This is a genomic window from Stutzerimonas sp. KH-1 (assembly GCF_054483855.1).
In genome coordinates, this window is the sequence record NZ_CM137011.1 from 651433 (window position 1) to 675253 (window position 23821).

A 23821-nucleotide genomic window follows, 5' to 3' on the forward strand; every position below is an offset into this window, starting at 1 on the left:
GCTGCGAGGAATGATGCCGATGTCGAGGCCGCTGTTTTTGTTGCTGTTGTTGGCCTTGAGTGGATGCGAGCGCGAGGAGCAAGCTCGGGAAGCCGAACGAGCAGCGCAAACGCCGCAGCAGCCGATATCGGAGCCCGTTGACGCGACAGAGGCGCCACCTGATCTGGAGATCGAGGTGGCGCCTGTGAATCAGGCGGCGGAAGCTGAGCCGCCGCCTGTACAGATCGACATTCCTGAGCCTGAAGCTCAGCCTGCCGCGCGATCGCGCCCTGCGCCGCCAAAGCAGCCGGAGAAGCCGGCCGAGGTCGAGCTTGTCGAGCCGGTGCTTGATCTGCGCTTGCCGGAAGAACTGGCCGAAGAGCTGAAACCGGCGCCTAGCAGCGAATCCATCCGCCTTCTGCCACCGCTTTTCGATACGGGGGAACCGTCGCGATCGATGCAGATCGGCGGCCGCCTGATATCGGGCGAAGCCGAAGACGAATCGCTGATCGAAGGTGCTGAAATCCAGTTCGAACTCAAGCGCTGAAGCTACCCGGGCGCCGCGACTAGCGCTGGCGCTCTGCTGTGTACAGCATCCTGTGCAGCTCTTCGGCGGGCAATGGATGGCTCATGTGGAAGCCTTGCACCTCCGTGCAGCCGTCGTCTGTCAGCAGGCGCAGCTGTTCTTCGGTTTCCACGCCCTCGGCTGTCACCCGCATCCGCAGGCCACGGCCCAGCTCGATCAGGGCGCGGACGATGGAATGATCTTCGATGGACTGGCCGATGCCGGCGACGAAGCTGTTGTCGATCTTGATCACGTCGAAGGGGTAGTGACGCAAGGTGGTCAGCGACGAATAGCCGGTGCCGAAGTCGTCCACCGCGAGGCGAACACCCAGCGTCTTGATGCGCTTGAGCAGCTCCAGGGTGTTCTGGGTTTCTCGCAGCAGTGCGCTTTCGGTCACTTCCAGTTCCAGTCGATCGCCGGCAAGGCCATTGTCAGCCAGAGCCTGGGTGATTTCCTCCAGCAGACGATCGTCGTGCAGCTGCAGCGGAGAGAGATTGACCGACACCACCGTGTTGCTCGGCCAGCGCGCCGCCTGCTGGCAGGCCTGGCGCAGCACCCAGCGCCCGAGTTGGATGATCAACCCGGTTTCCTCGGCCAGCGGGATGAACTGCTCGGGCAGCAGCATGCCGCGCTGTGGGTGTTCCCAGCGCACCAGTGCCTCAGCGCCGATGATGTGCAGATCGTGGCTCTGGTAGCGCGGCTGATAATGCACCTCAAGCTGCTGTTCGGCGATCGCTACGCGCAGTTCCTCTTCGCGGCGCAGCCGTTCATGCAGGCGCTGATCCATCTCCTGGCCGTAGGCGCGCCATGTGCCTCTGCCGGCGTCCTTGGCCTGGTAGAGAGCGATGTCGGCACAGCGCAACAGTTCGTTGGCCTGGCTGGCGTCGCTCGGTGCCAGAGCCACGCCAATGCTGGCGCCGATGCTGATTTGCTGATCCTCGTAGGTGAATGGAGCGCTCAGCGCATCGATGATGCGGTTGCACAGCCGATCGATATCGTCGTCCTCGCCCATGCGATGGAGCACGACGACGAACTCGTCGCCACCCAGGCGCGCCACCAGGTCGCCGTCGCGGGTGCGCTCGCGCAGACGTGACGCGACGCCGATCAGCACCTCGTCGCCCGCCGCATGGCCAAGGGTGTCGTTCACCGGTTTGAAGCGGTCGAGGTCGATATACAGCAGCGTCAGGGTCGAGCCGCTGCGCAGCGACGCGAGGTTCTGTTCGAGGTAATCGCGCAACCGGGCGCGGTTGGGCAGCCCGGTCAGCGCGTCATGCTGCGACAGGTATTGAACCCGCGCCTGTGCCCGGGTCTCCTCGGTGACGTCGCTGGCGGTCCCGCGGTAGCCGAGCAGCTTGCCATCGTGCCGGATGGTCCGTGCAGCCAGCCGGCAATAGCGCTCGCAGCCATCAGCGGCGCGATAGCTGCTGCGCAGCGGTGCGCTGTGGGGCGCCTCGAGCCAGCTCTGCAGCGCGGCGCTGTCGGTGATCAGCAGCTCCAGCAGGGGTCGGCCCAGCCACTGCTTCGGTTGGTAGCCGGTGATCTGCTGGAAGCGGTTTGAGAGAAAGGTCAGGCGGGCCTGTTCGTCGGTTTCCCAGATCCAGTCGGAGGCCGCTTCGGCCACATCGCGGAAGCGTTCCTCGCTCTCGGCCAGCGCACTGCGGCTGGAGGCGACCCGTGCATAGCTGACGTCGAGCAGGTGCACGACACGCAGCGCATGGCGTACCAGCAGCCAGGCGAGCAGCCCAAGACCGAGCGCCACGGCGGTGAGAACGGGCAGGGTGACCAGAAGCACCAGGCGCCCCGGCTTTGCCGCCGTCCAGGTGAGGTGAACGGGCGTTCCATCCTCCAGCGCCTGGCTGATAATCGGTCCAGCCTGGGCCGATGGGTCGGCAAGCAGCTGCAGTTTGTGCACGGCGTACTGCTCGCCGATTGCCTCCAGTCGTGCGGCGTCGAGCAGATCGACGAAGACCAGAGTGGAAGGCGGTCCTTCGTGTTCTTCGATATTCGTGCCGCCAGTGGTCAGCGTGGCAGCGGCAACTAGAGCAGGCTGCCCTTCAGCCCAGAGCAGGGTCGAGGCGCCTGCGTCGTCTTCGGCTGCCTCACGGGCCCGTGCCAGCAGTTCGGGCAAGCCGTGTTGCAGATACTGGAAAGCATCCACCGGCTGCAGCTTGCCCCGGATCACCGCATACGAGGTAGTGCCCGCCGGGGTGATCACCAGCACTGCGTCGTAGCCGAAGTCCTTGTACAGCGAGGGGCCGAGATTGGCCTGGGCATAAGCCCAATCAACATCGACCTGCTTGCTCAGGTGTACGTAGGCGTCGCCCCAGAAGGCGTAGTCGACGATGGAGCGAGTCATCCAGTCGTGCTGTGCCTGTAGCGCCTTGCCAGTCAGGAAACGACTCTGCTGCAGGGCATCCTGGTCGATATCGCGGGCGATATGGATAACGGCAAAGGCCGCCGCGACGATCGCTGCCACCAATAGCGCGACCATGCCGGGGAGAATGCGGCGGGCAAAGATCGCCTTGGCCTTCGGTTTGGTCGGGCCGTCAACGGAGAGGGGGGATTGCATGAGAGGAGTCCTGCCAGAACTGCATGATCGCGGCAAATGGGCATAGTGCCACTATTGAGGCCGGCGGGCATCTGCAAACGTCAGCCGGTAGCCAACCGGCAGCTGCGTTCAGCATCGGTCAGCGATCGCGCGACTCCTGCGCATCGGCTTCGGCATTGCGCTGAGCAATACGCTTCTTCTGCTCGTCGGTCAGCGGAATTTTCCGGGCAGTGGAACGCAGCATCAACAGGCTGCCGACGATCGAGCCTAGTGCGACGACCAGAATCAGCCAGAAATACCAGGGCATGAGTTCCCTCCAGGTGGTTGTTCGATAACTTGTAGGCAATTGGCCTGCACTTTACGTCGGAGCGCCGAGACCTGAAAAGCCGACATCTACTTGGACCGTAAGGCTTGGCTTTCGTCGCGCAATGCGTTTTCTGCCACAATGCGCGCCGACTTTTCCGAGGACGTGTCATGACCTGCCAGACTCCGATTATCGTAGCGCTCGATTTCCCATCCCGCGATGCCGCACTGGCATTGGCCAGGCAGCTCGATCCGCGGCTGTGTCGGGTGAAGGTCGGCAAGGAGCTGTTCACCCGTTGCGGGCCTGCGATCGTCGAGTCGTTGCAGACGATGGGTTTCGAAGTGTTCCTCGATCTCAAGTTTCACGACATCCCTAACACCACGGCCATGGCGGTAAAAGCTGCCGCCGAGCTCGGCGTGTGGATGGTCAACGTGCATTGTTCTGGTGGCCTGCGGATGATGGCAGCCTGTCGCGAAACCCTGGCTGGCACGGCCGGGCCCGCGCCGCTGCTGATCGGCGTCACGGTGCTGACCAGCATGGAACAGGCCGATCTCGCCGGCATCGGCCTGGATATCGCCCCGCAGGAGCAGGTGCTGCGTCTGGCCGGTCTGGCCTCGCAGGCAGGCCTGGATGGCTTGGTCTGTTCGGCGCAGGAGGCTGTGCCGCTGAAAGCGCAGTTCCCGGAGCTGCAACTGGTCACCCCGGGCATCCGGCCGGCCGGCAGTGCCCAGAACGATCAGCGCCGCATCCTGACTCCGGCTCAGGCCATGGCGGCGGGCTCCGATTATCTGGTGATCGGTCGCCCCATCAGCCAGGCCGCGGACCCGGCGAGCGCGCTGGCCAATGTGGTCGCCGAGCTGGGTTAAGCGCAAACGAAAAAAGGCTGAGCCCCATGCAGGCTCGGCCTTTTTAACCTCCGGGGTCTATGTTTAGCTGACCTTGAGTACAAGCTTGCCGAAGTTGCCGCCGGTGAACAGCTTCATCAGCGTTTCCGGGAAAGTCTGCAGACCCTCGATCACGTCTTCCTTGCTCTTCAGTTGGCCGCTGGCGAGCCACTCGGCCATATCGCGCATCGCTTCCGGGTAGCGCGACACATAATCGGTCACCACCATGCCTTCCATCCGTGCGCGATTGACCAGCAGCGACAGGTAGTTGGACGGGCCCTTGACCGCCTCCTTGTTGTTGTACTGGCTGATGGCGCCGCAGATCACCACCCGTGCGCCGACGCTGATGCGTTGCAGCACGGTGTCGAGGATGTCGCCGCCGACGTTGTCGAAATACACGTCCACGCCTTTCGGGCATTCGCGCTTCAAGCCCGCCGCCAGGTCTTCATTCTTGTAATCGATGGCGCCATCGAAGCCGAGCTTTTCCGTGAGGAAGCGGCACTTGTCCGCACCGCCGGCGATACCGACCACGCGGCAGCCTTTGATCTTCGCGACCTGCCCGGCAATGCTGCCGACCGCGCCCGCAGCCCCGGAGATCACCACGGTCTCGCCGGCTTTGGGCTGGCCGACCGAGAGCAGTGCGAAGTAGGCGGTCATGCCGGTCATGCCCAGCGCTGACAGATAGCGCGGCAGCGGTGCCTGCTGCGGGTCGACCTTGTAGAAGCCCTTCGGCTCGCCGAGGTAGTACGCCTGCACGCCTAGGGCGCCGTTGACGTAATCGCCCTCCTTGTAATCCGGGTGCTGCGAGGCGATCACCTTGCCGACGCCCAGCGCGCGCATGACTTCGCCGATGCCCACCGGCGGAATGTAGGACTTGGCGTCGTTCATCCAGCCACGCATGGCCGGGTCGATGGAGAGGTACTCGACCTGGACCAGAATCTGATTCGGCCCGGGTTCGCCCACCGGTTTCTCGACGAACTCGAAGGTATCCCGGGTCGGTGCGCCGACGGGTCGCTGAGCGAGCAGAAATTGCTGGTTGAGCAGGGTCATGAACGTTTGCCTCGTGTATGCGAAAGGTTTGGTGTAGCTCGCCCGGCGCACAGCTGCAAGGAACGTCGGAGCGCTGGAATGCACTGGCATCCAGTTCGGTGATATGACCGCGGCGGCGATGAAATACGCGGGCGCATGAGGGTATAAGTCTGACCGGGACGCCTTCAGTGGTCATTTCAAAGGCACGAGGCGAGTCGAAAATCTTCGGGAAGAACAATCATGAGCATGACATTCTCCGGCCAGGTCGCCCTGGTGACGGGCGCGGCGGCCGGCATCGGTCGCGCCACCGCGCTGGCTTTCGCCCAGCAGGGCCTCAAGGTGGTGCTGGCGGACATCGACGAAGCGGGTATCCGCGACGGTGCCGAAACCATCCGCGCCGCCGGTGGCGAGGCGATCGCCGTTCGTTGTGATGTGACCCGCGACGAGCAGGTCAAGGAGCTGATCGAGCAGACGCTGGCTCAGTTCGGCCGGCTCGATTACGCGTTCAACAACGCCGGCATCGAGATCGAGCAGGGCCGTCTGGCCGAAGGCAGCGAGGCGGAGTTCGACGCGATCATGGGCGTCAACGTCAAGGGCGTCTGGCTGTGCATGAAGCATCAGCTGCCGGTGATGCTGGCCCAGGGCGGCGGCGCGATCGTCAATACCGCATCGGTCGCCGGGCTCGGCGCTGCGCCGAAGATGAGCATCTACGCCGCGTCCAAGCATGCGGTGATCGGCCTGACCAAGTCGGCGGCGATCGAGTACGCCAAGAAGCAGATTCGCGTGAACGCCGTCTGCCCGGCCGTGATCGATACCGACATGTTCCGCCGCGCCTACGAGGCGGACCCGCGCAAGGCGGAGTTCGCGGCCGCCATGCACCCGGTCGGGCGCATCGGCAAGGAGGAGGAGATCGCCGCGGCTGTGCTCTATCTGTGCAGCGACGGCGCCGCGTTCACCACGGGCCACGCCCTGGCAGTGGATGGTGGGGCGACGGCGATCTGAGGGCGCGCCCGGTGTCTCGCCAAGGCACCCTTTATTCTGCGCCGCTCAGCTGCGGCGGCGTAGAATCAGCAGGGCGATTACCCCTGCAATCAACCCCCACAACGCAGCTCCGATGCCAAACAGCGTCAGTCCCGAAGCCGTGACCATAAAGGTGATCAGCGCCGCCTCCCGCTCGTCGGGCTGCTGCATCGCCTGGGTCAGCCCTGAGCCGATCGAGCCGAGCAGGGCAAGCGCCGCGATGGACAACACCAGCGCCGCCGGAAACGCCGCGAACAATGCCGCCAGCGTCGCGCCGAAGATGCCGGCAATGCCGTAGAACACGCCGCACCAGGCCGCGGCGGTGTAGCGTTTTTGTGGATCGGGATGTGCTTCGGGGCCGGCACAGATGGCCATGGTGATTGCTGCCAGGTGGATGCCATGGGAGCCGAACGGGGCCAGTAATACCGAGGCGATGCCGGTCGTGGAGATCAGCGGGGAGGCCGGCACCTGATAGCCTTCGGCGCGCAGCACGGCCAGCCCCGGCATGTTCTGCGAGGCCATGGCGATGACGAACAGCGGAATGCCGATGCTGAAGATGGCGGCGAAGGAAAACGCCGGCGTGGTCCACACCGGCACGGCTACCTGCAGGCTGAAGCGCTGGAAATCCAGCAGGCCAGAGACGCCGGCGATCAGGCAGCCGACTACCAGGGCGGCCAGTACGGCGAAGCGCGGCTGCATCCGCTTGGCCAGCAGGTAAGTGAAGAACATCCCGAGCACGAGCACCGGTTGAACGCCAACGGCGCGGAATATTTCGCTGCCGATATTGAACAGCACCCCAGCCAGCAGAGCGGCGGCCAGGGAAGCCGGCACTCGACGCATCAGGCGATCGAAGCTGCCAGTCAGGCCGCTCAATGCGATCAGCACCGAGGCGAAAATGAACGCGCCAATGGCTTCGGCATAGGGAACCCCAGGCAGGCTGGTAATCAGCAGCGCCGCGCCCGGCGTCGACCAGGCGACCACCACTGGCGTTCGATAGCGCAGCGACAGGCCGATGCTGCAGATGGCCATGCCGATCGACAGTGCCCAGATCCATGACGAGATCTGCGCCTCGCTCAGCCCGGCCGCCTGGCCTGCCTGGAACATCAGCACCAGCGAGCTGGTATAGCCGGTGAGCATGGCGACGAAGCCGGCAACGACGGTGGAGGGCGAGCTGTCGCTCAGAGGGCGCAGGGCGATGCGGCTGGTTTCATTCATTCTTGCTCTTCTATTTATCGAGATTGCGAAGGGGTGCTGCCATCCGGCTCGTCGCTAGCCTATTGGGCTGTGCTGGCGGGCGTCCCGATACAGCCACGGGCGCATTGGGCGTAACAGTCATCGCCCGTGTCCATGCAACCCATCGCCACGCGGAATGGCGCATGGGGTTCTGGCACCCTTGTTGCTATCTAGTCAGTGCTCGCCGCGATGCGTCAAAAAAACCGCGGCTGTTGGAGGATTAGATGAGTCAGGGTGTCCAATTCAATCGCTTGATGCTGGAAATGCGGGCCATGCAGACCGATGCCATGGCGCGCACCAAGCCGGAGGTGCAGACCCAGGAGGTCGGCGCGCCGAGCTTTTCCGACATGCTCGGCCAGGCGGTGAACAAGGTACACGAAACCCAGCAGGCTTCGAGCCAGCTCGCGTCAGCCTTCGAGATGGGGCAGGGCGGCGTTGACCTGACCGAAGTGATGATCGCCTCGCAAAAGGCCAGCGTTTCCTTTCAGGCCATGACCCAGGTACGTAACAAACTGGTTCAGGCCTACCAAGACATCATGCAGATGCCGGTGTGAGGCGGATTGAATCATGGCTGAAGCGGTGAGCAACGTTCCGGTACCAGCTACTCCCGAAGCTGGCAAGAAGCCTTTGCTGGGACTGTCGTTCCTGGAGAATCTCTCGGAAATGTCCATGCTGCGGCAGGTCGGCCTATTGGTCGGACTGGCGGCCAGCGTGGCCATCGGTTTTGCCGTGGTGCTCTGGTCGCAGCAGCCCGATTACCGCCCATTGCTCGGCAGCCTGGCCGGGATGGACGCGAATCAGGTGATGGAGACGCTTGCCGCGGCGGACATCGCCTATACCGTCGAACCCAATTCCGGCGCGTTGCTGGTCAAGGCCAATGACCTGGCGCGCGCGCGCCTGAAACTTGCTGGCGCCGGCATCGCCCCGGCCGATAGCAACATCGGCTTCGAAATCCTCGACAAGGACCAGGGGCTGGGTACCAGCCAGTTCATGGAGGCGACCCGCTACCGGCGCGGTCTCGAGGGCGAACTGGGGCGCACCATTTCCAGCCTGAACAACGTCAAGGGTGCTCGCGTGCACCTGGCCATCCCGAAGAGCTCGGTATTCGTGCGCGACGAGCGCAAGCCCAGCGCCTCGGTACTGGTGGAACTCTATCCGGGGCGTGCGCTGGAGCCGAGCCAGGTGATGGCGATCATCAACCTGGTCGCCACTAGCGTGCCGGAGCTCAGCAAGTCGCAGATCACTGTGGTGGATCAGAAGGGCAACCTGCTCTCCGACCAGCAGGAGCTGTCCGAGCTGACCATGGCGGGCAAGCAGTTCGACTATAGCCGCCGCATGGAGAGTCTCTATACCCAGCGCGTGCACAACATTCTGCAGCCGGTGCTCGGTAGCGGTCGCTACAAGGCCGAGGTTTCGGCAGACGTGGATTTCAGCGCTGTCGAGTCCACTTCGGAAACCTTCAATCCGGACCAGCCGGCGCTGCGCAGCGAGCAAAGCGTCAACGAACAACGCCAGAGCAGCCTGCCGCCGCAGGGCGTACCCGGTGCCCTGAGCAACCAGCCACCGGGTCCGGCGGCAGCACCGGAGCAGGCCAACCAGGCCGCTGCCGCCGCTGGTGCCGTCGCCCCTGGCCAGCCGCTGCTCGACGCCAATGGCCAACAGATCATGGATCCGGTAACCGGGCAGCCGATGCTGGCGCCGTTCCCGGCCGACAAACGCGAGCAGGCCACCCGCAACTACGAGCTCGATCGCTCCATCAGCTACACCAAGCAGCAGCAGGGCCGCCTGCGCCGGCTGTCGGTCGCCGTCGTGGTCGATGACCAGATGACGCTCAATGCGGCCGGCGAGATGGTTCGCGTGCCTTGGAACGCCGATGATCTGGCGCGCTTCACACGTCTGGTGCAGGACGCGGTGGGCTTCGATGCCAGCCGCGGCGACAGCGTCAGCGTGATCAACACCGCGTTCGTCGCCGACAGCGCCGGAGAGACCTTCGAAGAGATACCGTTCTACTCGCAGCCCTGGTTCTGGGATGTGGTCAAACAGGTGCTCGGCGTGCTGTTCATCCTGGTGTTGGTGTTCGGCGTACTGCGCCCGGTGCTCAAGAGCCTGACCAACCCCTCGGCTGGCAAGGAACTGCAGGTCGCCAGCGGTCCGGGCGAACTGGGTGACGATGATGGACTCGATTCCGGCCTGGCCAGCGACCGGGTCAGCCTGAGCGGCCCGCAGAACATTCTGCTGCCGAGCCCCAGCGAGGGATATGAAGCCCAGCTGAACGCGATCAAGAACCTTGTGGCCGATGACCCGGGACGGGTAGCCCAGGTGGTGAAAGAGTGGATCAACGCCGATGAATGACAATCGAGTTCAAGCCAAGCTCAACAAGGTCGACAAGGCCGCCATCCTCCTGCTCTCGCTGGGTGAGACCGACGCGGCCCAGGTGCTGCGCCACCTCGGGCCGAAAGAAGTGCAGCGCGTCGGTACGGCCATGGCGCAGATGCGCAACGTGCAGAAGGCGCAGATCGAACAGGTGATGAGCGAGTTCGTCGAAATCGTCGGCGACCAGACCAGTCTCGGCGTCGGCTCCGATGGCTATATCCGCAAGATGCTCACTCAGGCGCTGGGCGAGGACAAGGCCGGCGGGCTGATCGACCGCATCCTGCTGGGCGGCAATACCAGTGGCCTGGACAGCCTGAAGTGGATGGAGCCTCGCGCCGTGGCCGATGTGATCCGCTACGAGCATCCGCAGATCCAGGCCATCGTGGTGGCCTATCTCGACCCGGACCAGGCCGGCGAGGTGCTCTCGCACTTCGATCACAAGGTGCGGCTGGACATCGTCCTGCGCGTGTCGTCGCTGAACACCGTTCAGCCCGCCGCATTGAAAGAGCTGAACCTGATCCTGGAGAAACAGTTCTCCGGCAACACCAACACCAGCCGCGCCAGCCTGGGCGGCGTGAAGCGTGCGGCCGATATCATGAACTACCTGGACAGCTCCATCGAAGGCCAGCTGATGGATGCGATTCGCGATGTGGACGAGGACCTGTCCAGCCAGATCGAGGACCTGATGTTCGTCTTCGACAACCTGGCCGACGTCGACGACCGTGGCATCCAGGTGCTGCTGCGTGAGGTATCCTCCGACGTGCTGGTGATGGCGCTCAAGGGCGCCGACGACGGCATCAAGGAAAAGGTCTTCAAGAACATGTCCAAGCGCGCTGGTGAACTGCTGCGCGACGATCTCGAAGCCAAGGGGCCGGTGCGCGTCAGCGACGTGGAAAACGCCCAGAAGGAAATTCTCACCATTGCTCGTCGCATGGCCGAAGCCGGGGAGATCGTTCTCGGCTCCAAGGGCGGCGAAGAGATGATCTGACAGGACAACACTGCATAGATGGCGAAGGACAACCCCAGCGACCTCATTCGCGCGAAAGACGTCAGTCTGTTCGATCGCTGGTCATTGCCCAGCTTCGACCCGCAGGGTGAAGAGGAACCGCCTGCGGAGCCGAACGTCGACGAGCCAGTCGAAGAGTTGGCGCGCAGTGAGGATGTGCCGGTCGAGGAAGTCAAACCGCTGACGCTCGATGAGCTCGAGGCGATTCGCCAGCAGGCTTATAACGAAGGCTTTGCCACCGGTGAAAAGGATGGTTTCCACGCGGGCCAGCTCAAGGCTCGTCAGGAAGCCGAGGCCGCTTTGGCGCCACGCCTGGAAAGCCTTGAGCGGTTGATGACACAGTTGCTCGATCCGATCGCCGATCAGGATCGCAATCTCGAGCACGCCATGGCGACCCTGGTCAGCCACATGGCCCGGGAAGTGATCCAGCGTGATCTGCTGATCGATTCCAGCCAGATTCGTCAGGTGCTGCGCGAGGCGCTGAAGTTGCTGCCCATGGGGGCCAGCAACGTGCGTATCCATGTCAACCCGCAGGACTTCGAACTGATCAAGGCGTTGCGCGAACGCCACGAGGAAAGCTGGCGGATTCTCGAGGACAGCAGTCTGTTACCGGGCGGCTGCCACATCGAAACCGAGCACAGCCGCATCGATGCCAGTATCGAAACGCGTCTGACCCAGGCCATCAAGCAGCTCTTCGAACAGCAGCGGGAAAATGCGACCCATCCGCCAGCAGCCGACCTGACTATCGACCTGGATGTGTCCGATGCGCCTTGAGCGAACCAGCTTCGCCAAACGTCTCGAAGCCTACGGTGACGCGATCAAGCTGGCCAGCCAGCCGCTGCTGGAGGGCCGCCTGCTGCGCATGGTCGGCCTGACCCTCGAGGCCGAGGGGCTGCGTGCGGCGGTCGGCAGCCGCTGCCTGGTGATCAACGACGACAGCTATCACCCCACCGAGGTCGAGGCGGAGGTGATGGGCTTTTCCAGTGGCAAGCTGTATCTGATGCCGGTCGGCAGCCTGGCCGGTATCGCCCCTGGCGCGCGTGTGGTGCCGCTGGTCAACACCGGACGTCTGCCCATGGGTATGTCCATGCTCGGCCGGGTGCTGGACGGTGCAGGGCGTGCCCTGGACGGCAAGGGCGGCATGAAAGCCGAGGACTGGGTACCGATGGACGGCCCGGTGATCAATCCGCTCAAGCGTCACCCGATCAGCGAGCCGCTGGATGTCGGCATCCGCAGTATCAACGGGCTGCTCACGGTGGGGCGCGGCCAGCGTCTCGGTCTGTTCGCCGGTACCGGTGTCGGCAAGTCGGTATTGCTGGGCATGATGACCCGATTCACCGAAGCCGACATCATCGTGGTCGGGCTGATCGGCGAACGCGGTCGCGAGGTCAAGGAGTTCATCGAGAATATCCTCGGTGAAGAGAGCATCAAACGTTCGGTAGTGGTCGCCTCGCCGGCCGACGAAGCGCCGCTGATGCGCCTGCGTGCCGCGCAGTACTGCACGCGTATCGCAGAGTATTTCCGCGACAAGGGCAAGAACGTACTGCTGCTGATGGATTCGCTGACCCGCTATGCCCAGGCCCAGCGTGAAATCGCCCTCGCCATCGGCGAGCCGCCGGCTACCAAGGGCTACCCACCATCGGTGTTCGCCAAGCTGCCCAGCCTGGTTGAGCGCGCGGGCAATGCCGAGCAGGGTGGCGGCTCGATCACGGCGTTCTACACGGTGCTGTCCGAAGGCGATGACCAACAGGATCCGATCGCTGATGCTGCTCGCGGTGTGCTCGATGGGCACATCGTGTTGTCGCGCCGCCTGGCCGAGGAAGGCCACTATCCGGCTATCGACATCGAGGCTTCCATCAGCCGCGTAATGCCACAGGTGGTGGGCGCCGAGCACGTTCGCGCCTCGCAACGCTTCAAGCAGCTCTGGTCTCGTTATCAGCAGAGTCGCGACCTGATTAGTGTCGGCGCCTATGTGCCGGGCGGCGATCCAGAAACGGATATGGCTATCGCGCGGCAGGCCGAGATGGTCAGCTACCTGCGCCAGGGACTTGACGAAAGCGAGGACCTGGCGCGCAGCTCGGCACATCTTGCAGCGGTCTTCGCCGCGCGGCAAGGCGGCTAATCGATGGCGGCCAGCCGAGCGGCACGCCTGGCGCCGGTGATCGAGATGGCCGAGAAGGCCGAGCAGGATGCCGCGCGCCTGCTCGGGCAGGGCCAGACGCAACTGAATCAGGCCGAAGCCAAGTTGGGAGAGCTGGAGCAGTACTTCAGGGACTACCAGGAGCAATGGATGCAGCAGGGCAGCCAGGGCGTTTCCGGCCAGTGGCTGATGAACTACCAGCGCTTTCTGTCCCAGCTCGAATCGGCCATCGCTCAGCAACAGCGTAGCGTCAACTGGTACCGCGACAATCTGCGCAAGCTGCGTGAGCAGTGGCAGCAGCGCCATGCGCGTGTCGAGGGGCTGAGCAAGCTGGTCGAGAGCTATCAGCGCGAGGCCCGTATCGCTGCCGACAAGCGTGAGCAGAAGTTGCTCGACGAGTTTGCCCAGCGGCTGGCCGGAAGAGGGCGTGAGCATTGACCCGAACCGGCCGGATTCACGCTTGCCGTACCGCGGCGTGAATGTTAAATCTTGGCGGTGTTTCAGCGCGGCGACCCCGGTCGGGCCTGCGGCCTTGCCAGGCGAGGTCCTGATGGTGGTTCGTCGTTTTCAGCCGGTACACGGCTGTTTCATTTCGCCTTAGCGGCTACCGCTCGCAAGCGAGCTTCACGACGTACCGGATCAGGAGTGCCACATGACCATCACTTCGCAGCCTTCGGCGGATGGCCAGGAGCTGACCATTTCCATCAGTGGACGCTTCGACTTCAATGCGCATCAGGCCTTCCGCGATGCTTATCAGCGTCAGGACGTCCATCCGCAGCGCTACGTGGTGAACCTACAGGGCACGACCTACATGGACAGTTCGGCGCTAGGCATGCTGCTGCTGCTGCGTGACCATGCCGGGGGCGACGAAGCCGACATTCGCCTGCTCAACTGCAGCCCCGACGTTCGCAAGATCCTTTCGGTATCCAACTTCGAACAGCTGTTCGTGATTGCCTGACATGCCCATGGGGCTGTCGATCCTGATCGCCGAGGACAGCCCGGTCGATCGGATGCTGCTTTCGACCATCGTCGCCAAGCAGGGGCATCGCGTGCTCACCGCCGCCGATGGTCTTGAAGCGGTACAGCTGTTCGAGCGGGAGAAACCGCAGCTGGTGCTCATGGACGCGCTGATGCCGGTGATGGATGGCTTCGAGGCGGCCCGGCGCATCAAGCAGTTGGCCGGCGATGAGCTGGTGCCGATCATCTTCCTGACTTCGCTGACCGAGCATCAGGCGCTGGTCAGTTGCCTTGAGGCAGGGGGTGACGACTTTATCGCCAAGCCCTACAACCCGATCATTCTCGAAGCGAAGATCCAGGCCATGCATCGCCTGCGCCGTCTGCAGGCGACAGTGCTTGAGCAGCGCGATCTGATCGTCCGGCGCAACCAGCAGCTGCTCGACGAGCATCGCGCGGCCAAGGCAATCTTCGACAAGGTTGCCCATGCTGGCTGTCTCAGCGCGCCTAACATCCGTTACCGACAATCACCCCAGGCGCTGTTCAACGGCGATCTGCTGCTGGCCGCGCAGGCGCCGGCAGGCCAGATGTTCGTTCTGCTCGGTGATTTCACCGGCCATGGACTGCCAGCGGCGATCGGCGCCATGCCGCTGGCGGAAACCTTCTATGGCATGACCGCCAAGGGCCATTCGAGCAACGACATCCTTCGCGAGATGAATGCCAAGCTCAAACAGATCCTGCCGGTGGAGATGTTCTGCTGCGCAACGCTGCTGGACATCGACCCCAAGCAGGGGCGTTTACGCGTGTGGAACGGCGGTCTTCCTGATGGCTACCTGATTTCGGCGGATGGTCGGCAGACCCCGCTGGTGTCACGGCATCTACCGCTGGGCGTCGTCTCGGCTGCGAAGCTGGATGACAAGTTCGAACACTATCCTGTGGCGCCGGGCGATCGGCTTCTGCTGCTTTCCGATGGGGTCGTGGAGAGCCGCAATGCCGACGACGAGCTGTTCGGTGAGCAGCGTCTGCTGGCCGCCCTGGCTGCCAACCGCGATCCGTCGCGGTTGTTCGACGAGATCGAGCAGGCGCTGCTCGACTTTCATGGCCAGCCCCACGACGATTTGAGCCTGGTCGAGGTCGTGGTCAGCGACGAGGCGGTGCCGATGCCGCTGGCGGCGCCGGTTTCGGCAAGTCGTGTACGTCCAATGGACTGGTCGTTTCGGATCGAACTGCGCGCCGACAGCCTGCGTGGCGGCAATCCGCTGCCCTCCGTGCTGCAGGTTCTCTTGCAGGTCAACCAGCTGCGTCCGCGAGCCGGTCAGATCTATACAGTGCTTGGCGAACTCTATTCCAATGCGCTGGAGCACGGCGTGCTGGGGCTCGATTCGACCCTCAAGTGCGATGGGGACGGCTTCAAGCGCTACTACGAGTTGCGTCAGCAGCGTTTGCAGACGCTTGCCGAGGGCCATGTGCACCTCGAGCTGAGCATCAAGACCGGGCCGCAGGGCGGACGATTGCGGGTCGCTATCAGCGACAGCGGCAGCGGGTTCGATGTGGCCCGGGCATTGCGGCTCGGGCTCGGCCGAGACCAGTTCAGTGGGCGCGGCTTGCACCTGGTGCGCGAGCTGAGCGATGGGTTCGAGTGGCGGCCGGACGGGCGAGGTCTGAGCGTAGAGTTCAGCTGGCCGCCTGAGGCATAATCCGGCCCTTTGAATCAGGAGTGTCCCGGTGACCAACACTCATCTCGATAGTGCCGTGCTCGCCACGCTGCAGGACGTGATGGAGGGTGAGTACCCGGCGCTGCTGGATACCTTCCTGACCGATTCCGAGGAGCGCGTCCGGCTGCTTCGCCAGGCGCTGCATTCGGATCAGAGCGAGTCACTGCGGCGTGCCGCGCATAGCTTCAAGGGCAGCTGCAGCAACATGGGCGCGACTTTGCTCGCCGAGCTTTGCCAGCAATTGGAGAGTGCCGCCCGCAATGAGCGGCTGGAGGATGCGCCGGCGCTGCTAGCGTCCATCGAGCGCGAGTTCGCCATCATCGGCATCCTGTTCCGCGCTGAGCGACAGCGTTACGGCTGAGCAGACGACTTTCTGGCGCTGTTCGGTCAAGTGGCGGTCGGAGGACTCTCAGTCCGCGCGGTAGCGTAAGTCGCGCTGCCGGTGGACCCTGGTCGCGCTCTGGGCGCCTCCCTCACGTCCTGGCCCAGAAATTGCTCTGTCACGCTCACGATCATTCGTGGCGGACTCATTCCATGGCTGTTACCCCCGACCTGCTGCTCAAGACCCCCACCGTCGATGTGCGTCCCAAGGCTTCGGCAAAAGCGCCGGACACGCCGCGCGAGAGCCGCGACGGCGGCGCAGCGAGCTTTTCCGACGTCTACGCACGGGAGCGCCAGACCCGGCCGACCGAGCGCGCCGAACGTGGCGATTCGTCTCGCGACAAACCTGTCGATGAAAAAGGCGAGGCAAAAGCGGCAGAGGCGAGCGGTGACGAAAAGCCGGCGGTTGCCGAAAGCGGCAATGCCTTGCCTGCCGCAAGCGAATCGGACGAGGTGCCGGAGGCCGAACTGGATCCGCTGCTGATGCTGGGCCTTGGCGGCCAGTCCGTCGCGCCGAGCGAGATTCAGCCAATCGGCGAAGTTCAGCCAGAGACCCTGCTCTCCGGATTGCCGGCCGTGCAGGGGCTGGTCAGTGATGACGGCGAGCTCGCCGAGCCGTCCATGACCAGCACGGGCTTGGTGAGCGATGAGCCGGTGGGGATGCAGAAAGCGGCCGCGCAACTGCACGATCCGCTGGCCCAGGCACAGCTCAAGGCCGACAACGATGATGGCTTCGCCAATGCGTTGCTGGCTGGCAGCGAGTCGCTCGAAGATGCGGAGACAGAGCTGAAACTGACAGCCGAGGAGCTGCTGGAAACGATTGATGCGCCCAAGGAGAGTCGGGCCTCGAGCCTTGGCGAGTCTGCCGCCGCCCGGGTCAATCCGTTGAGCCAGGCGATCGCGCAGCAGATTCAGCAGGCCCAGCGACCGGCGCTGGTGCCGGGACAGCCGGTCCAGGTGCAGCAATCCGGCTGGAGCGAGGCCGTGGTGGATCGGGTGATGTGGATGTCCAGCCAGAACCTGAAATCGGCTGAGATTCAGCTCGACCCCGCGGAACTTGGACGCATGGAAGTGCGTATCGAAATGACCAAGGACCAGGCGCAGGTCACTTTCCTCAGTCCTCACGCTGGCGTACGTGACGCGCTTGAAGGACAGATGCAGCGTTTGCGCGAAATGTTCAACCAGCAGGGTATGAGCCTGATGGACGTCAATGTCTCCGATCAGTCGCTGGCGCGCGGCTGGCAGGGCGGGGCGGACGGCGGTTCGTCGAGGGGCGGCTCCTCCGGTGCGTCCGATATGGCTATCGAGGACGATCAGCAGAGCGGTATCAGCGAGATTTCGAGTACCCGCACCGGTGGCGATCGCGGCCTGGTCGACTACTACGCCTGAGTCTTGTTGCCTCCACTCCGGCGCGTCCAGCATCGGGGTGCGCCGGTTTTCCGCCGTCTGTCTGGATAGCCGTCGCGGCCCGTTGCGGTCGCCGTGACTGCAGCCTTTTCCTGATACCTTTTCGCTAATGGCGAACGACATACCCTAGCGCGCTGGCGTCGGCACGTTGGCACAGCTGTTGCTCCTAACTTCGCACAATCGGGTCGAAACGCTGTTGATGACGGATATTTGGCATGGCTAAGAAACAGGCTCCACCGGTAGTGCCGCCAACCGGGCCGGAAGCGCCTCAGGCAAGCAAAGGGAAGCTGAAACTCATTCTGGTGATCGTGGTCGCCATGTTGGTGGCTGTGGGGCTTTCGATCGGCGGTACGCTTTACTTCATGAGCAAGGGTGATGGCCTGGACAGTGACAAGGCGGAAGAAGCCCCAGCCACCGCTTCGGGTAAGCAGCCGGCGATCTATGAGGTGCTGATGCCGGCCTTCGTGGTCAACTACAGCCACAAGGGGCGGCAGCGGTATATGCAGGTGAGCATCGCGCTGATGTCGCGGGACCAGGCCGCTCTGGATGCGCTGAAGGTGCATATGCCGTTGCTGCGTAACCGGCTGGTGATGCTGTTCTCCAGTCAGGATTTCGAGGCGCTGAAAACGCCGGTAGGCAAGGAAATGCTGCGTCAGCAGGCCACTGCCAGCGTGCAGGAACTGGCGCAGAAGGAAATCGGCAAACTTGCCGTCGAGCAAGTGCTGTTCACCAACTTCGTATTGCAATAGAAGGCTGCCGCAGATGGCTGTTCAAGACCTGCTCTCGCAAGACGAGATCGATGCGCTCCTGCATGGGGTCGACGACGGTCTGGTGGATACCGAAAGCGATTCCGAGCCGGGGTCCATCAAGAGCTACGACCTGACCAGTCAGGATCGCATCGTGCGCGGGCGCATGCCCACGCTGGAAATGATCAACGAACGTTTCGCCCGTTATACCCGCATCAGCATGTTCAACCTGCTGCGGCGTTCGGCCGATGTCTCGGTCGGTGGCGTCCAGGTGATGAAGTTCGGCGAGTACGTGCACTCGCTGTACGTGCCGACCAGCCTCAACCTGGTGAAGATGAAGCCGTTGCGTGGCACGGCGCTGTTCATTCTCGACGCCAAGCTGGTGTTCAAGCTGGTGGACAACTTCTTCGGTGGCGACGGCCGCCACGCCAAGATCGAGGGCCGCGAATTTACCCCGACCGAGCTGCGCGTGGTGCGCATGGTGCTGGATCAGGCCTTCGCCGATCTGAAAGAAGCCTGGCACGCGGTGCTGGACGTCAACTTCGAGTACGTCAACTCGGAAGTGAACCCGGCGCTGGCCAACATCGTCAGCCCCAGCGAGGTGGTGGTGGTTTCCACCTTCCATATCGAGCTGGACAGTGGCGGCGGCGATCTGCACGTGACCATGCCTTATTCGATGATCGAGCCTATTCGCGAGATGCTCGATGCCGGCTTCCAGTCGGATGTCAGCGACCAGGACGAGCGCTGGGTCAAGGCGCTGCGCGAGGACATTCTCGACGTCAACGTGCCGCTGGGGGCCACCGTCGTGCGCCGCCAGCTCAAGTTGCGCGACATCCTCAACATGCAGCCAGGGGACGTCATTCCCGTGGAAATGCCGGAAGACATGATCATGCGTGCCAATGGCATGCCGGCCTTCAAGGTCAAGCTGGGTGCCCACAAGGGCAACCTGGCACTGCAGGTGCTGGAGCCCGTGGTTCGCCCACGCTGACTCCGCCCTTTACTCAATTCGAGCCGTTCGAGGACTAGCGATGGCAGACGAACACGACAATACATCCCCAGAGGAGCAGGCGCTGGCCGACGAGTGGGCCGCGGCCCTGGCCGAAGCCGGCGATGCCAGCCAGGACGATATCGATGCGCTGCTGAACCAGGGGCCGGCAGCGGCGGCGCCTGCCGCACCGACTGCGCCGCGCGCACCGCTGGAGGATTTCGCCAGTGCGCCGAAGTCCTCCGGAGGTGTTCAGCTGGGGCTTGAGGGGCCGAACCTGGATGTCATTCTGGATATTCCGGTTTCCATTTCGATGGAAGTGGGCAGCACGGAAATCAGCATCCGTAACCTGCTGCAGCTCAATCAGGGCTCGGTGGTCGAGCTCGACCGCCTGGCCGGCGAGCCGCTGGATGTGCTGGTCAACGGTACGCTCATCGCTCATGGCGAGGTGGTAGTGGTCAACGAGAAGTTCGGGATCCGGTTGACCGATGTGATCAGCCCCACCGAACGCATCAAGAAGTTGCGTTGACATGCGCGGCCTGGCATTGCTGGCGGCGCTCTTGGCGTTCCCGGTGTGGGCGGCGGAGCCGACTGCGAGCATGAACAGCAGCGCCATGGGCGCACAGCTGAGCAAGCTGCTGCTCGGCCTGTTGCTGGTGATCGGGTTGATATTCCTGCTCGCCTGGCTGCTGCGTCGCGTGCAGCAGCTGAACCCACGTGGCACCCAGGTGATCAAGCTGATCTCTAGCCAGGCGCTGGGTCCGCGCGAGCGGCTGGTGCTGGTGCAGGTCGGCGGCGAACAGATCCTCATCGGCCTGAGCGGCGGCCGCATCACGCCGCTGCACGTGATGAAGGAGCCGGTGCATTTGCCGGATGCCGAGCCGGCCAATCCCGAATTCGCCCAGCGTCTGATGGAGCTGCTCGGCAAGGACCACAAGGACAAGCCTTGATGTTGCGCATTCTGCTGCTGGCCGCGCTTATGCTGGTCGGCCCTCTCGCTGTCGCGCAGGAGTCGTCCGGCATCCTGGCGCAGGGCGACAATCCGCTGTCGATCCCTGCGATCACCCTGACTACCGATGCCGAGGGGCAGCAGGAGTATTCGGTCAGCCTGCAGATCCTGCTGATCATGACGGCGCTGAGCTTCATCCCGGCGTTCGTCATGCTGATGACCAGCTTCACCCGGATCATCATCGTGTTTTCCATCCTGCGTCAGGCCCTGGGCCTGCAGCAGACGCCGTCGAATCAGATCCTCGTCGGCCTGACGCTGTTTCTCACGCTGTTCATCATGGCCCCGGTGTTCGACCGGATTAACCAGGAGGCGCTGCAGCCTTACCTGAGCGAGCAGATTCCGGCACAGGAAGCGATCAGCCGCGCCGAGGTGCCGCTGAAGAACTTCATGCTGGCGCAGACCCGCGAGAGCGATCTGGAGCTGTTCGTGCGCTTGTCACGGCGCACCGACATCACCTCGCCCGAGGCGGCACCGATGACCATCCTGGTGCCGGCGTTCGTCACCTCCGAGCTGAAAACGGCGTTTCAGATCGGCTTCATGATCTTCATCCCGTTTCTGATCATCGATATGGTGGTGGCCAGCGTACTGATGGCGATGGGCATGATGATGCTCTCGCCGCTGATCATCTCGCTGCCGTTCAAGATCATGCTGTTCGTGCTGGTCGATGGCTGGGGGCTGATCATCGGCACCCTGGCCGGCAGCTTCGGCACCCTGTAGGAGGGACGCGAATGACACCGGAAGTGGCGGTGGACCTGTTTCGCGAAGGGCTGTGGATGACCGCGATGATCGTCGGCGTGCTGGTGGTGCCGAGCCTGCTGGTCGGTCTGGTGGTGGCGATGTTTCAGGCCGCAACGCAGATCAACGAGCAGACCCTGAGCTTCTTGCCGCGTCTGCTGGTAATGCTGCTGACGCTGATCTGGGCCGGCCCCTGGCTGGTGCGCGAGCTGATGGAGTACACGCAGAACCTCGTGCAGAACATCCCGTTGCTGATCGGTTAGCCCGATGCTGGAGCTGAGCAATACGCAGATCGGCGGCTGGGTGGCGCAGTTTCTGCTGCCGCTGTTTCGCATCGCCGCATTGCTCATGAGCATGCCGCTCATCGGTACCCAGCTGGTGCCGATGCGTATACGCCTGTATCTGGCTCTGGCGATCGCACTGGTCCTGGTGCCGACGCTGCCGCCGATGCCTGCGGTCGATTCGCTCAGCCTGGGGTCTTTGCTGCTGATTGCCGAGCAACTGGTGATTGGTGTGATGCTCGGCTTCGTCCTGCAGCTGTTCTTTCACGTATTCATCGTCTCGGGCCAGCTGCTGGCGATGCAGATGGGCCTCGGTTTCGCCTCGATGGTCGACCCGGCCAATGGCATCTCGGTGCCCGTGCTCGGCCAGTTCTTCAACATGCTGGTGATCCTGCTGTTCCTCTCGGTCAACGGCCATCTGGTGGTGCTGGAAATCCTCGCCGAGAGCTTCGTCACCCTGCCGGTGGGGGCTGGCCTGTCGACCAATCACTTCTGGGAAGTGGCCGGCAAGTTGGGCTGGGTACTGGGTGCCGGCTTGCTGCTGGTGCTGCCGGCGATCACCGCACTGCTGGTGGTCAACCTCGCGTTCGGCCTGATGACCCGCGCGGCGCCGCAGTTGAACATCTTCTCTATCGGCTTTCCGCTGACCCTGGTGCTCGGCCTGATCATCGTCTGGATCGGTATGGCCGATATCTTCGCCCAATACCAGATATTCGTCAGCGAGGCACTGATGATGCTGCGCGAGCTGGCGGGGGCACGCTGATGAACCGGGCCCTGTACCTGACGGAGGTCGCGCATGGCTGAGAGCGAAAGCGGCGCCGACAAAAGCGAGGAACCCACAGAGAAACGCCTGCGCGAATCACGCGAGAAAGGGCAGCTGGCACGTTCCCGCGAACTCAGCACGGTGGCGGTAACGCTGGGTGGTATCGGCGGGTTGCTGGCGTCCGGCGGGGGCCTGGCGCAAGCCCTGATGGCCATGATGCAGGGCACGTTCGAGCTCAGCCGCGAAACGCTGCTGGACGAGGGCTCCATGGCGAGTCTGTTGATGGGCAGCGGTCTGATGGCGCTGGAGGCGATCATGCCCCTGCTGATCGCATTGCTGATCGCATCGATTGTCGGCCCGGTGGCACTGGGCGGCTGGCTGTTCTCGGCCAAGGCGATGGCGCCCAAGGTCAGCAGGATGAATCCAGCGGCCGGCCTTAAACGCATGTTTTCCACTCAAGCGTTGGTCGAGCTGCTGAAGGCGCTGGGCAAGTTCCTCGTCGTGCTCAGCGTTGCGCTGCTGGTGTTGTCGGCGTATCAGGACGACCTGCTGTCCATCGCCAAGCAGCCGCTGGACCTCGCCATCATGCACAGCGTCGAGATCGTCGGCTGGTGCGCCCTGTGGATGGCCTGTGGGCTGATCATCATTGCCGCGGTGGACGTGCCGTTTCAGCTCTGGAGCAACAAGCAGAAGCTGATGATGACCAAGCAGGAGGTCAAGGACGAATACAAGGATTCCGAGGGCAAGCCGGAGGTCAAGTCGCGCATCCGCCAGCTGCAGCGTGAGGCCGCGCAGCGGCGGATGATGCAGGCGGTGCCGGAAGCCGATGTGGTCATCACCAACCCGACGCACTTCGCCGTTGCGCTGAAGTACGACGGCGACAAGGGCGGCGCGCCAAGGCTGGTTGCCAAGGGCGGTGACTTCGTGGCGTTGAAGATTCGTGAGATCGCCCAGGAGCACAAGGTGACGGTGCTGGAGTCGCCGGCACTGGCGCGGGCGGTGTACTACTCCACCGAGCTGGATCATGAGATCCCGGCTGGCCTTTATCTGGCCGTGGCACAGGTGCTGGCCTACGTCTATCAGTTGCGTCAGTACCGCGCGGGCAAGGGGCGCCGACCCGAGCCGTTGAACAATCTGCCGATTCCGCCGGACTTGCGGCGCGACGAGTGATCCGGCCGGGTGACGGGTTGCGTCGCCCGGCCGCAGCGCTTATTCGATTACGCCGCAGGCGACACGTGCGCCGCCACCGCCCAGTGGCTGCGGATGGTCGGAATGGTTATCGCCACCCTGATGGACCATCAGCGCCAGGCCCTTGATGTCGCCCAGGCTCTTCAAGCGTGGTGCCAGTACCGGCTGGTTGGCCTTGCCTTCGCTGTCGACGTAGAGCGCGGGCAGGTCGCCCATATGCCCGTCGCCCCAGGGTTCGCCGTGCTTGCCGCTGTTCTTCGGGTCCCAGTGTCCGGTCGCAGCCGCCGCCGCGGTTGGCTTGCCATCGACTTCGGCCGGCTCGCAGCTGCCTTTGGCATGAATATGAAAGCCATGGATGCCGGGCTGCAGGTCGGCAAGCTCGGGACGGAACACCAGGCCGTACTCATTGCTTTCGATCTTCACGCTGCCCACGGATTCTCCGATGCCCTGGGCGGTGACGGCGTTGATCTCGACGTTCAGCGTTTCCGCCTGGGCGGCGAAGGCGGTGCAGCCGGCTAGGGCGGCGATGATCCACTGTTTCATCTGAAAGCTCCTTTTGCGCAGACGGCGACGGAG

At 63.5% G+C, this 23821-nt stretch carries 26 protein-coding genes; 21 read left to right on the forward strand and 5 right to left on the reverse strand.

Features of this window, described 5'->3' with window-relative positions:
* Positions 1 to 19: 19 nt before the first annotated feature.
* Positions 20 to 526 carry a hypothetical protein gene (locus tag ACX1DW_RS03235; RefSeq protein WP_200595436.1) on the forward strand — a complete coding sequence of 169 codons (507 nt, stop codon included), beginning with the start codon at positions 20 to 22 and terminating at the stop codon, positions 524 to 526.
* A gap of 19 nt (positions 527 to 545) precedes the next feature.
* Here the strand turns inward: ACX1DW_RS03235 and ACX1DW_RS03240 are convergent, their stop codons facing one another.
* Together ACX1DW_RS03240 and ACX1DW_RS03245 are read right to left on the reverse strand one after the other, a co-directional pair.
* Entirely contained in the window at positions 546 to 3113 is a 2568-nt protein-coding gene (locus tag ACX1DW_RS03240) for a bifunctional diguanylate cyclase/phosphodiesterase (protein ID WP_458992773.1), read from the reverse strand.
* 118 nt (positions 3114 to 3231) lie between these two features.
* Entirely contained in the window at positions 3232 to 3399 is a 168-nt protein-coding gene (locus tag ACX1DW_RS03245) for a DUF2897 family protein (protein WP_011913707.1), read from the reverse strand.
* Between the two features lie 167 nt (positions 3400 to 3566).
* Here ACX1DW_RS03245 and pyrF point away from each other — a divergent pair, with 167 nt between their 5' ends.
* Positions 3567 to 4262, forward strand: coding sequence for an orotidine-5'-phosphate decarboxylase (gene pyrF / locus ACX1DW_RS03250; RefSeq protein ID WP_458992774.1), 696 nt, complete (start codon positions 3567 to 3569; stop codon positions 4260 to 4262).
* Positions 4263 to 4325: 63 nt separating this feature from the next.
* Here pyrF and ACX1DW_RS03255 read toward each other — a convergent pair whose 3' ends face one another.
* Complete coding sequence (locus ACX1DW_RS03255) at positions 4326 to 5330, reverse strand: NADP-dependent oxidoreductase (RefSeq protein WP_458992775.1); 1005 nt, start codon at positions 5328 to 5330, stop codon at positions 4326 to 4328.
* Between the two features lie 219 nt (positions 5331 to 5549).
* Between ACX1DW_RS03255 and ACX1DW_RS03260 the strand changes: the two genes are divergently transcribed.
* A complete protein-coding gene (locus ACX1DW_RS03260) occupies positions 5550 to 6311 on the forward strand; it encodes an SDR family oxidoreductase (protein ID WP_084904154.1) in 762 nt (253 codons plus the stop codon).
* A 45-nt stretch (positions 6312 to 6356) separates the two neighbouring features.
* On the opposite strand, the gene ACX1DW_RS03265 is transcribed toward ACX1DW_RS03260, so the two are convergent.
* Positions 6357 to 7544, reverse strand: coding sequence for a benzoate/H(+) symporter BenE family transporter (locus tag ACX1DW_RS03265; protein ID WP_458992776.1), 1188 nt, complete (start codon positions 7542 to 7544; stop codon positions 6357 to 6359).
* 242 nt (positions 7545 to 7786) lie between these two features.
* Here ACX1DW_RS03265 and fliE point away from each other — a divergent pair, with 242 nt between their 5' ends.
* The 18 genes from fliE to flhB all read left to right on the forward strand — a co-directional run bounded on the left by fliE (position 7787) and on the right by flhB (position 23227).
* A complete protein-coding gene (gene fliE / locus ACX1DW_RS03270) occupies positions 7787 to 8116 on the forward strand; it encodes a flagellar hook-basal body complex protein FliE (protein WP_063539861.1) in 330 nt (109 codons plus the stop codon).
* A 13-nt stretch (positions 8117 to 8129) separates the two neighbouring features.
* Entirely contained in the window at positions 8130 to 9914 is a 1785-nt protein-coding gene (fliF, locus tag ACX1DW_RS03275; RefSeq protein WP_125867920.1) for a flagellar basal-body MS-ring/collar protein FliF, read from the forward strand.
* Entirely contained in the window at positions 9907 to 10923 is a 1017-nt protein-coding gene (fliG, locus tag ACX1DW_RS03280; RefSeq protein WP_063539859.1) for a flagellar motor switch protein FliG, read from the forward strand. Before fliF ends, fliG begins: the two co-directional genes overlap by 8 nt.
* An 18-nt stretch (positions 10924 to 10941) precedes the next feature.
* Positions 10942 to 11715 (forward strand): flagellar assembly protein FliH, encoded by a 774-nt coding sequence (gene fliH, locus ACX1DW_RS03285; RefSeq protein WP_133456682.1) that lies wholly within the window; start codon positions 10942 to 10944, stop codon positions 11713 to 11715.
* Positions 11705 to 13063 carry a flagellar protein export ATPase FliI gene (fliI, locus tag ACX1DW_RS03290; protein ID WP_133456683.1) on the forward strand — a complete coding sequence of 453 codons (1359 nt, stop codon included), beginning with the start codon at positions 11705 to 11707 and terminating at the stop codon, positions 13061 to 13063. Before fliH ends, fliI begins: the two co-directional genes overlap by 11 nt.
* Positions 13064 to 13066: 3 nt before the next feature.
* Entirely contained in the window at positions 13067 to 13519 is a 453-nt protein-coding gene (fliJ, locus tag ACX1DW_RS03295; RefSeq protein ID WP_063539856.1) for a flagellar export protein FliJ, read from the forward strand.
* A gap of 214 nt (positions 13520 to 13733) precedes the next feature.
* Complete coding sequence (locus ACX1DW_RS03300) at positions 13734 to 14039, forward strand: STAS domain-containing protein (RefSeq protein ID WP_110776515.1); 306 nt, start codon at positions 13734 to 13736, stop codon at positions 14037 to 14039.
* A gap of 1 nt (position 14040) precedes the next feature.
* The gene (locus ACX1DW_RS03305) at positions 14041 to 15732 is read left to right on the forward strand and encodes an ATP-binding SpoIIE family protein phosphatase (RefSeq protein WP_205893252.1); all 1692 of its coding nucleotides are present in this window, start codon (positions 14041 to 14043) and stop codon (positions 15730 to 15732) included.
* 28 nt (positions 15733 to 15760) lie between these two features.
* Positions 15761 to 16111, forward strand: a complete 351-nt coding sequence (locus ACX1DW_RS03310) for an Hpt domain-containing protein (protein WP_063539854.1) — start codon at positions 15761 to 15763, stop codon at positions 16109 to 16111.
* 173 nt (positions 16112 to 16284) lie between these two features.
* Positions 16285 to 17520, forward strand: a complete 1236-nt coding sequence (locus ACX1DW_RS03315; RefSeq protein WP_458992777.1) for a flagellar hook-length control protein FliK — start codon at positions 16285 to 16287, stop codon at positions 17518 to 17520.
* A 233-nt stretch (positions 17521 to 17753) separates the two neighbouring features.
* Positions 17754 to 18287, forward strand: coding sequence for a flagellar basal body-associated protein FliL (gene fliL / locus ACX1DW_RS03320; RefSeq protein ID WP_063539852.1), 534 nt, complete (start codon positions 17754 to 17756; stop codon positions 18285 to 18287).
* A gap of 13 nt (positions 18288 to 18300) precedes the next feature.
* Positions 18301 to 19272, forward strand: a complete 972-nt coding sequence (fliM, locus tag ACX1DW_RS03325) for a flagellar motor switch protein FliM (RefSeq protein WP_013983226.1) — start codon at positions 18301 to 18303, stop codon at positions 19270 to 19272.
* A gap of 40 nt (positions 19273 to 19312) precedes the next feature.
* Positions 19313 to 19798: a flagellar motor switch protein FliN gene (fliN, locus tag ACX1DW_RS03330; protein ID WP_063539851.1), complete on the forward strand. Its 486-nt coding sequence runs from the start codon at positions 19313 to 19315 to the stop codon at positions 19796 to 19798.
* A gap of 1 nt (position 19799) precedes the next feature.
* The gene (fliO, locus tag ACX1DW_RS03335) at positions 19800 to 20219 is read left to right on the forward strand and encodes a flagellar biosynthetic protein FliO (protein ID WP_063539850.1); all 420 of its coding nucleotides are present in this window, start codon (positions 19800 to 19802) and stop codon (positions 20217 to 20219) included.
* The gene (gene fliP, locus ACX1DW_RS03340; protein ID WP_063539849.1) at positions 20219 to 20995 is read left to right on the forward strand and encodes a flagellar type III secretion system pore protein FliP; all 777 of its coding nucleotides are present in this window, start codon (positions 20219 to 20221) and stop codon (positions 20993 to 20995) included. The genes fliO and fliP overlap by 1 nt, the downstream gene beginning before the upstream one ends.
* Positions 20996 to 21006: 11 nt before the next feature.
* A complete protein-coding gene (fliQ, locus tag ACX1DW_RS03345; protein WP_003296594.1) occupies positions 21007 to 21276 on the forward strand; it encodes a flagellar biosynthesis protein FliQ in 270 nt (89 codons plus the stop codon).
* 4 nt (positions 21277 to 21280) lie between these two features.
* A complete protein-coding gene (gene fliR / locus ACX1DW_RS03350; RefSeq protein ID WP_133456688.1) occupies positions 21281 to 22057 on the forward strand; it encodes a flagellar biosynthetic protein FliR in 777 nt (258 codons plus the stop codon).
* Between the two features lie 33 nt (positions 22058 to 22090).
* Positions 22091 to 23227 carry a flagellar biosynthesis protein FlhB gene (gene flhB / locus ACX1DW_RS03355; RefSeq protein ID WP_063539847.1) on the forward strand — a complete coding sequence of 379 codons (1137 nt, stop codon included), beginning with the start codon at positions 22091 to 22093 and terminating at the stop codon, positions 23225 to 23227.
* Between the two features lie 39 nt (positions 23228 to 23266).
* On the opposite strand, the gene sodC is transcribed toward flhB, so the two are convergent.
* Positions 23267 to 23788, reverse strand: a complete 522-nt coding sequence (sodC, locus tag ACX1DW_RS03360) for a superoxide dismutase family protein (RefSeq protein ID WP_063539846.1) — start codon at positions 23786 to 23788, stop codon at positions 23267 to 23269.
* Positions 23789 to 23821: the final 33 nt, after the last annotated feature.

Bases quoted from the DNA above. Each gene is read 5' to 3' on its own strand.
- ACX1DW_RS03235 (WP_200595436.1), top strand. From the start codon at position 20: ATGTCGAGGCCGCTGTTTTTGTTGCTGTTGTTGGCCTTGAGTGGATGC.
- ACX1DW_RS03240 (WP_458992773.1), bottom strand. From the start codon at position 3,113: ATGCAATCCCCCCTCTCCGTTGACGGCCCGACCAAACCGAAGGCCAAG.
- ACX1DW_RS03245 (WP_011913707.1), bottom strand. From the start codon at position 3,399: ATGCCCTGGTATTTCTGGCTGATTCTGGTCGTCGCACTAGGCTCGATC.
- pyrF (WP_458992774.1), top strand. From the start codon at position 3,567: ATGACCTGCCAGACTCCGATTATCGTAGCGCTCGATTTCCCATCCCGC.
- ACX1DW_RS03255 (WP_458992775.1), bottom strand. From the start codon at position 5,330: ATGACCCTGCTCAACCAGCAATTTCTGCTCGCTCAGCGACCCGTCGGC.
- ACX1DW_RS03260 (WP_084904154.1), top strand. From the start codon at position 5,550: ATGAGCATGACATTCTCCGGCCAGGTCGCCCTGGTGACGGGCGCGGCG.
- ACX1DW_RS03265 (WP_458992776.1), bottom strand. From the start codon at position 7,544: ATGAATGAAACCAGCCGCATCGCCCTGCGCCCTCTGAGCGACAGCTCG.
- fliE (WP_063539861.1), top strand. From the start codon at position 7,787: ATGAGTCAGGGTGTCCAATTCAATCGCTTGATGCTGGAAATGCGGGCC.
- fliF (WP_125867920.1), top strand. From the start codon at position 8,130: ATGGCTGAAGCGGTGAGCAACGTTCCGGTACCAGCTACTCCCGAAGCT.
- fliG (WP_063539859.1), top strand. From the start codon at position 9,907: ATGAATGACAATCGAGTTCAAGCCAAGCTCAACAAGGTCGACAAGGCC.
- fliH (WP_133456682.1), top strand. From the start codon at position 10,942: ATGGCGAAGGACAACCCCAGCGACCTCATTCGCGCGAAAGACGTCAGT.
- fliI (WP_133456683.1), top strand. From the start codon at position 11,705: ATGCGCCTTGAGCGAACCAGCTTCGCCAAACGTCTCGAAGCCTACGGT.
- fliJ (WP_063539856.1), top strand. From the start codon at position 13,067: ATGGCGGCCAGCCGAGCGGCACGCCTGGCGCCGGTGATCGAGATGGCC.
- ACX1DW_RS03300 (WP_110776515.1), top strand. From the start codon at position 13,734: ATGACCATCACTTCGCAGCCTTCGGCGGATGGCCAGGAGCTGACCATT.
- ACX1DW_RS03305 (WP_205893252.1), top strand. From the start codon at position 14,041: ATGCCCATGGGGCTGTCGATCCTGATCGCCGAGGACAGCCCGGTCGAT.
- ACX1DW_RS03315 (WP_458992777.1), top strand. From the start codon at position 16,285: ATGGCTGTTACCCCCGACCTGCTGCTCAAGACCCCCACCGTCGATGTG.
- fliL (WP_063539852.1), top strand. From the start codon at position 17,754: ATGGCTAAGAAACAGGCTCCACCGGTAGTGCCGCCAACCGGGCCGGAA.
- fliM (WP_013983226.1), top strand. From the start codon at position 18,301: ATGGCTGTTCAAGACCTGCTCTCGCAAGACGAGATCGATGCGCTCCTG.
- fliN (WP_063539851.1), top strand. From the start codon at position 19,313: ATGGCAGACGAACACGACAATACATCCCCAGAGGAGCAGGCGCTGGCC.
- fliO (WP_063539850.1), top strand. From the start codon at position 19,800: ATGCGCGGCCTGGCATTGCTGGCGGCGCTCTTGGCGTTCCCGGTGTGG.
- fliP (WP_063539849.1), top strand. From the start codon at position 20,219: ATGTTGCGCATTCTGCTGCTGGCCGCGCTTATGCTGGTCGGCCCTCTC.
- fliQ (WP_003296594.1), top strand. From the start codon at position 21,007: ATGACACCGGAAGTGGCGGTGGACCTGTTTCGCGAAGGGCTGTGGATG.
- fliR (WP_133456688.1), top strand. From the start codon at position 21,281: ATGCTGGAGCTGAGCAATACGCAGATCGGCGGCTGGGTGGCGCAGTTT.
- flhB (WP_063539847.1), top strand. From the start codon at position 22,091: ATGGCTGAGAGCGAAAGCGGCGCCGACAAAAGCGAGGAACCCACAGAG.
- sodC (WP_063539846.1), bottom strand. From the start codon at position 23,788: ATGAAACAGTGGATCATCGCCGCCCTAGCCGGCTGCACCGCCTTCGCC.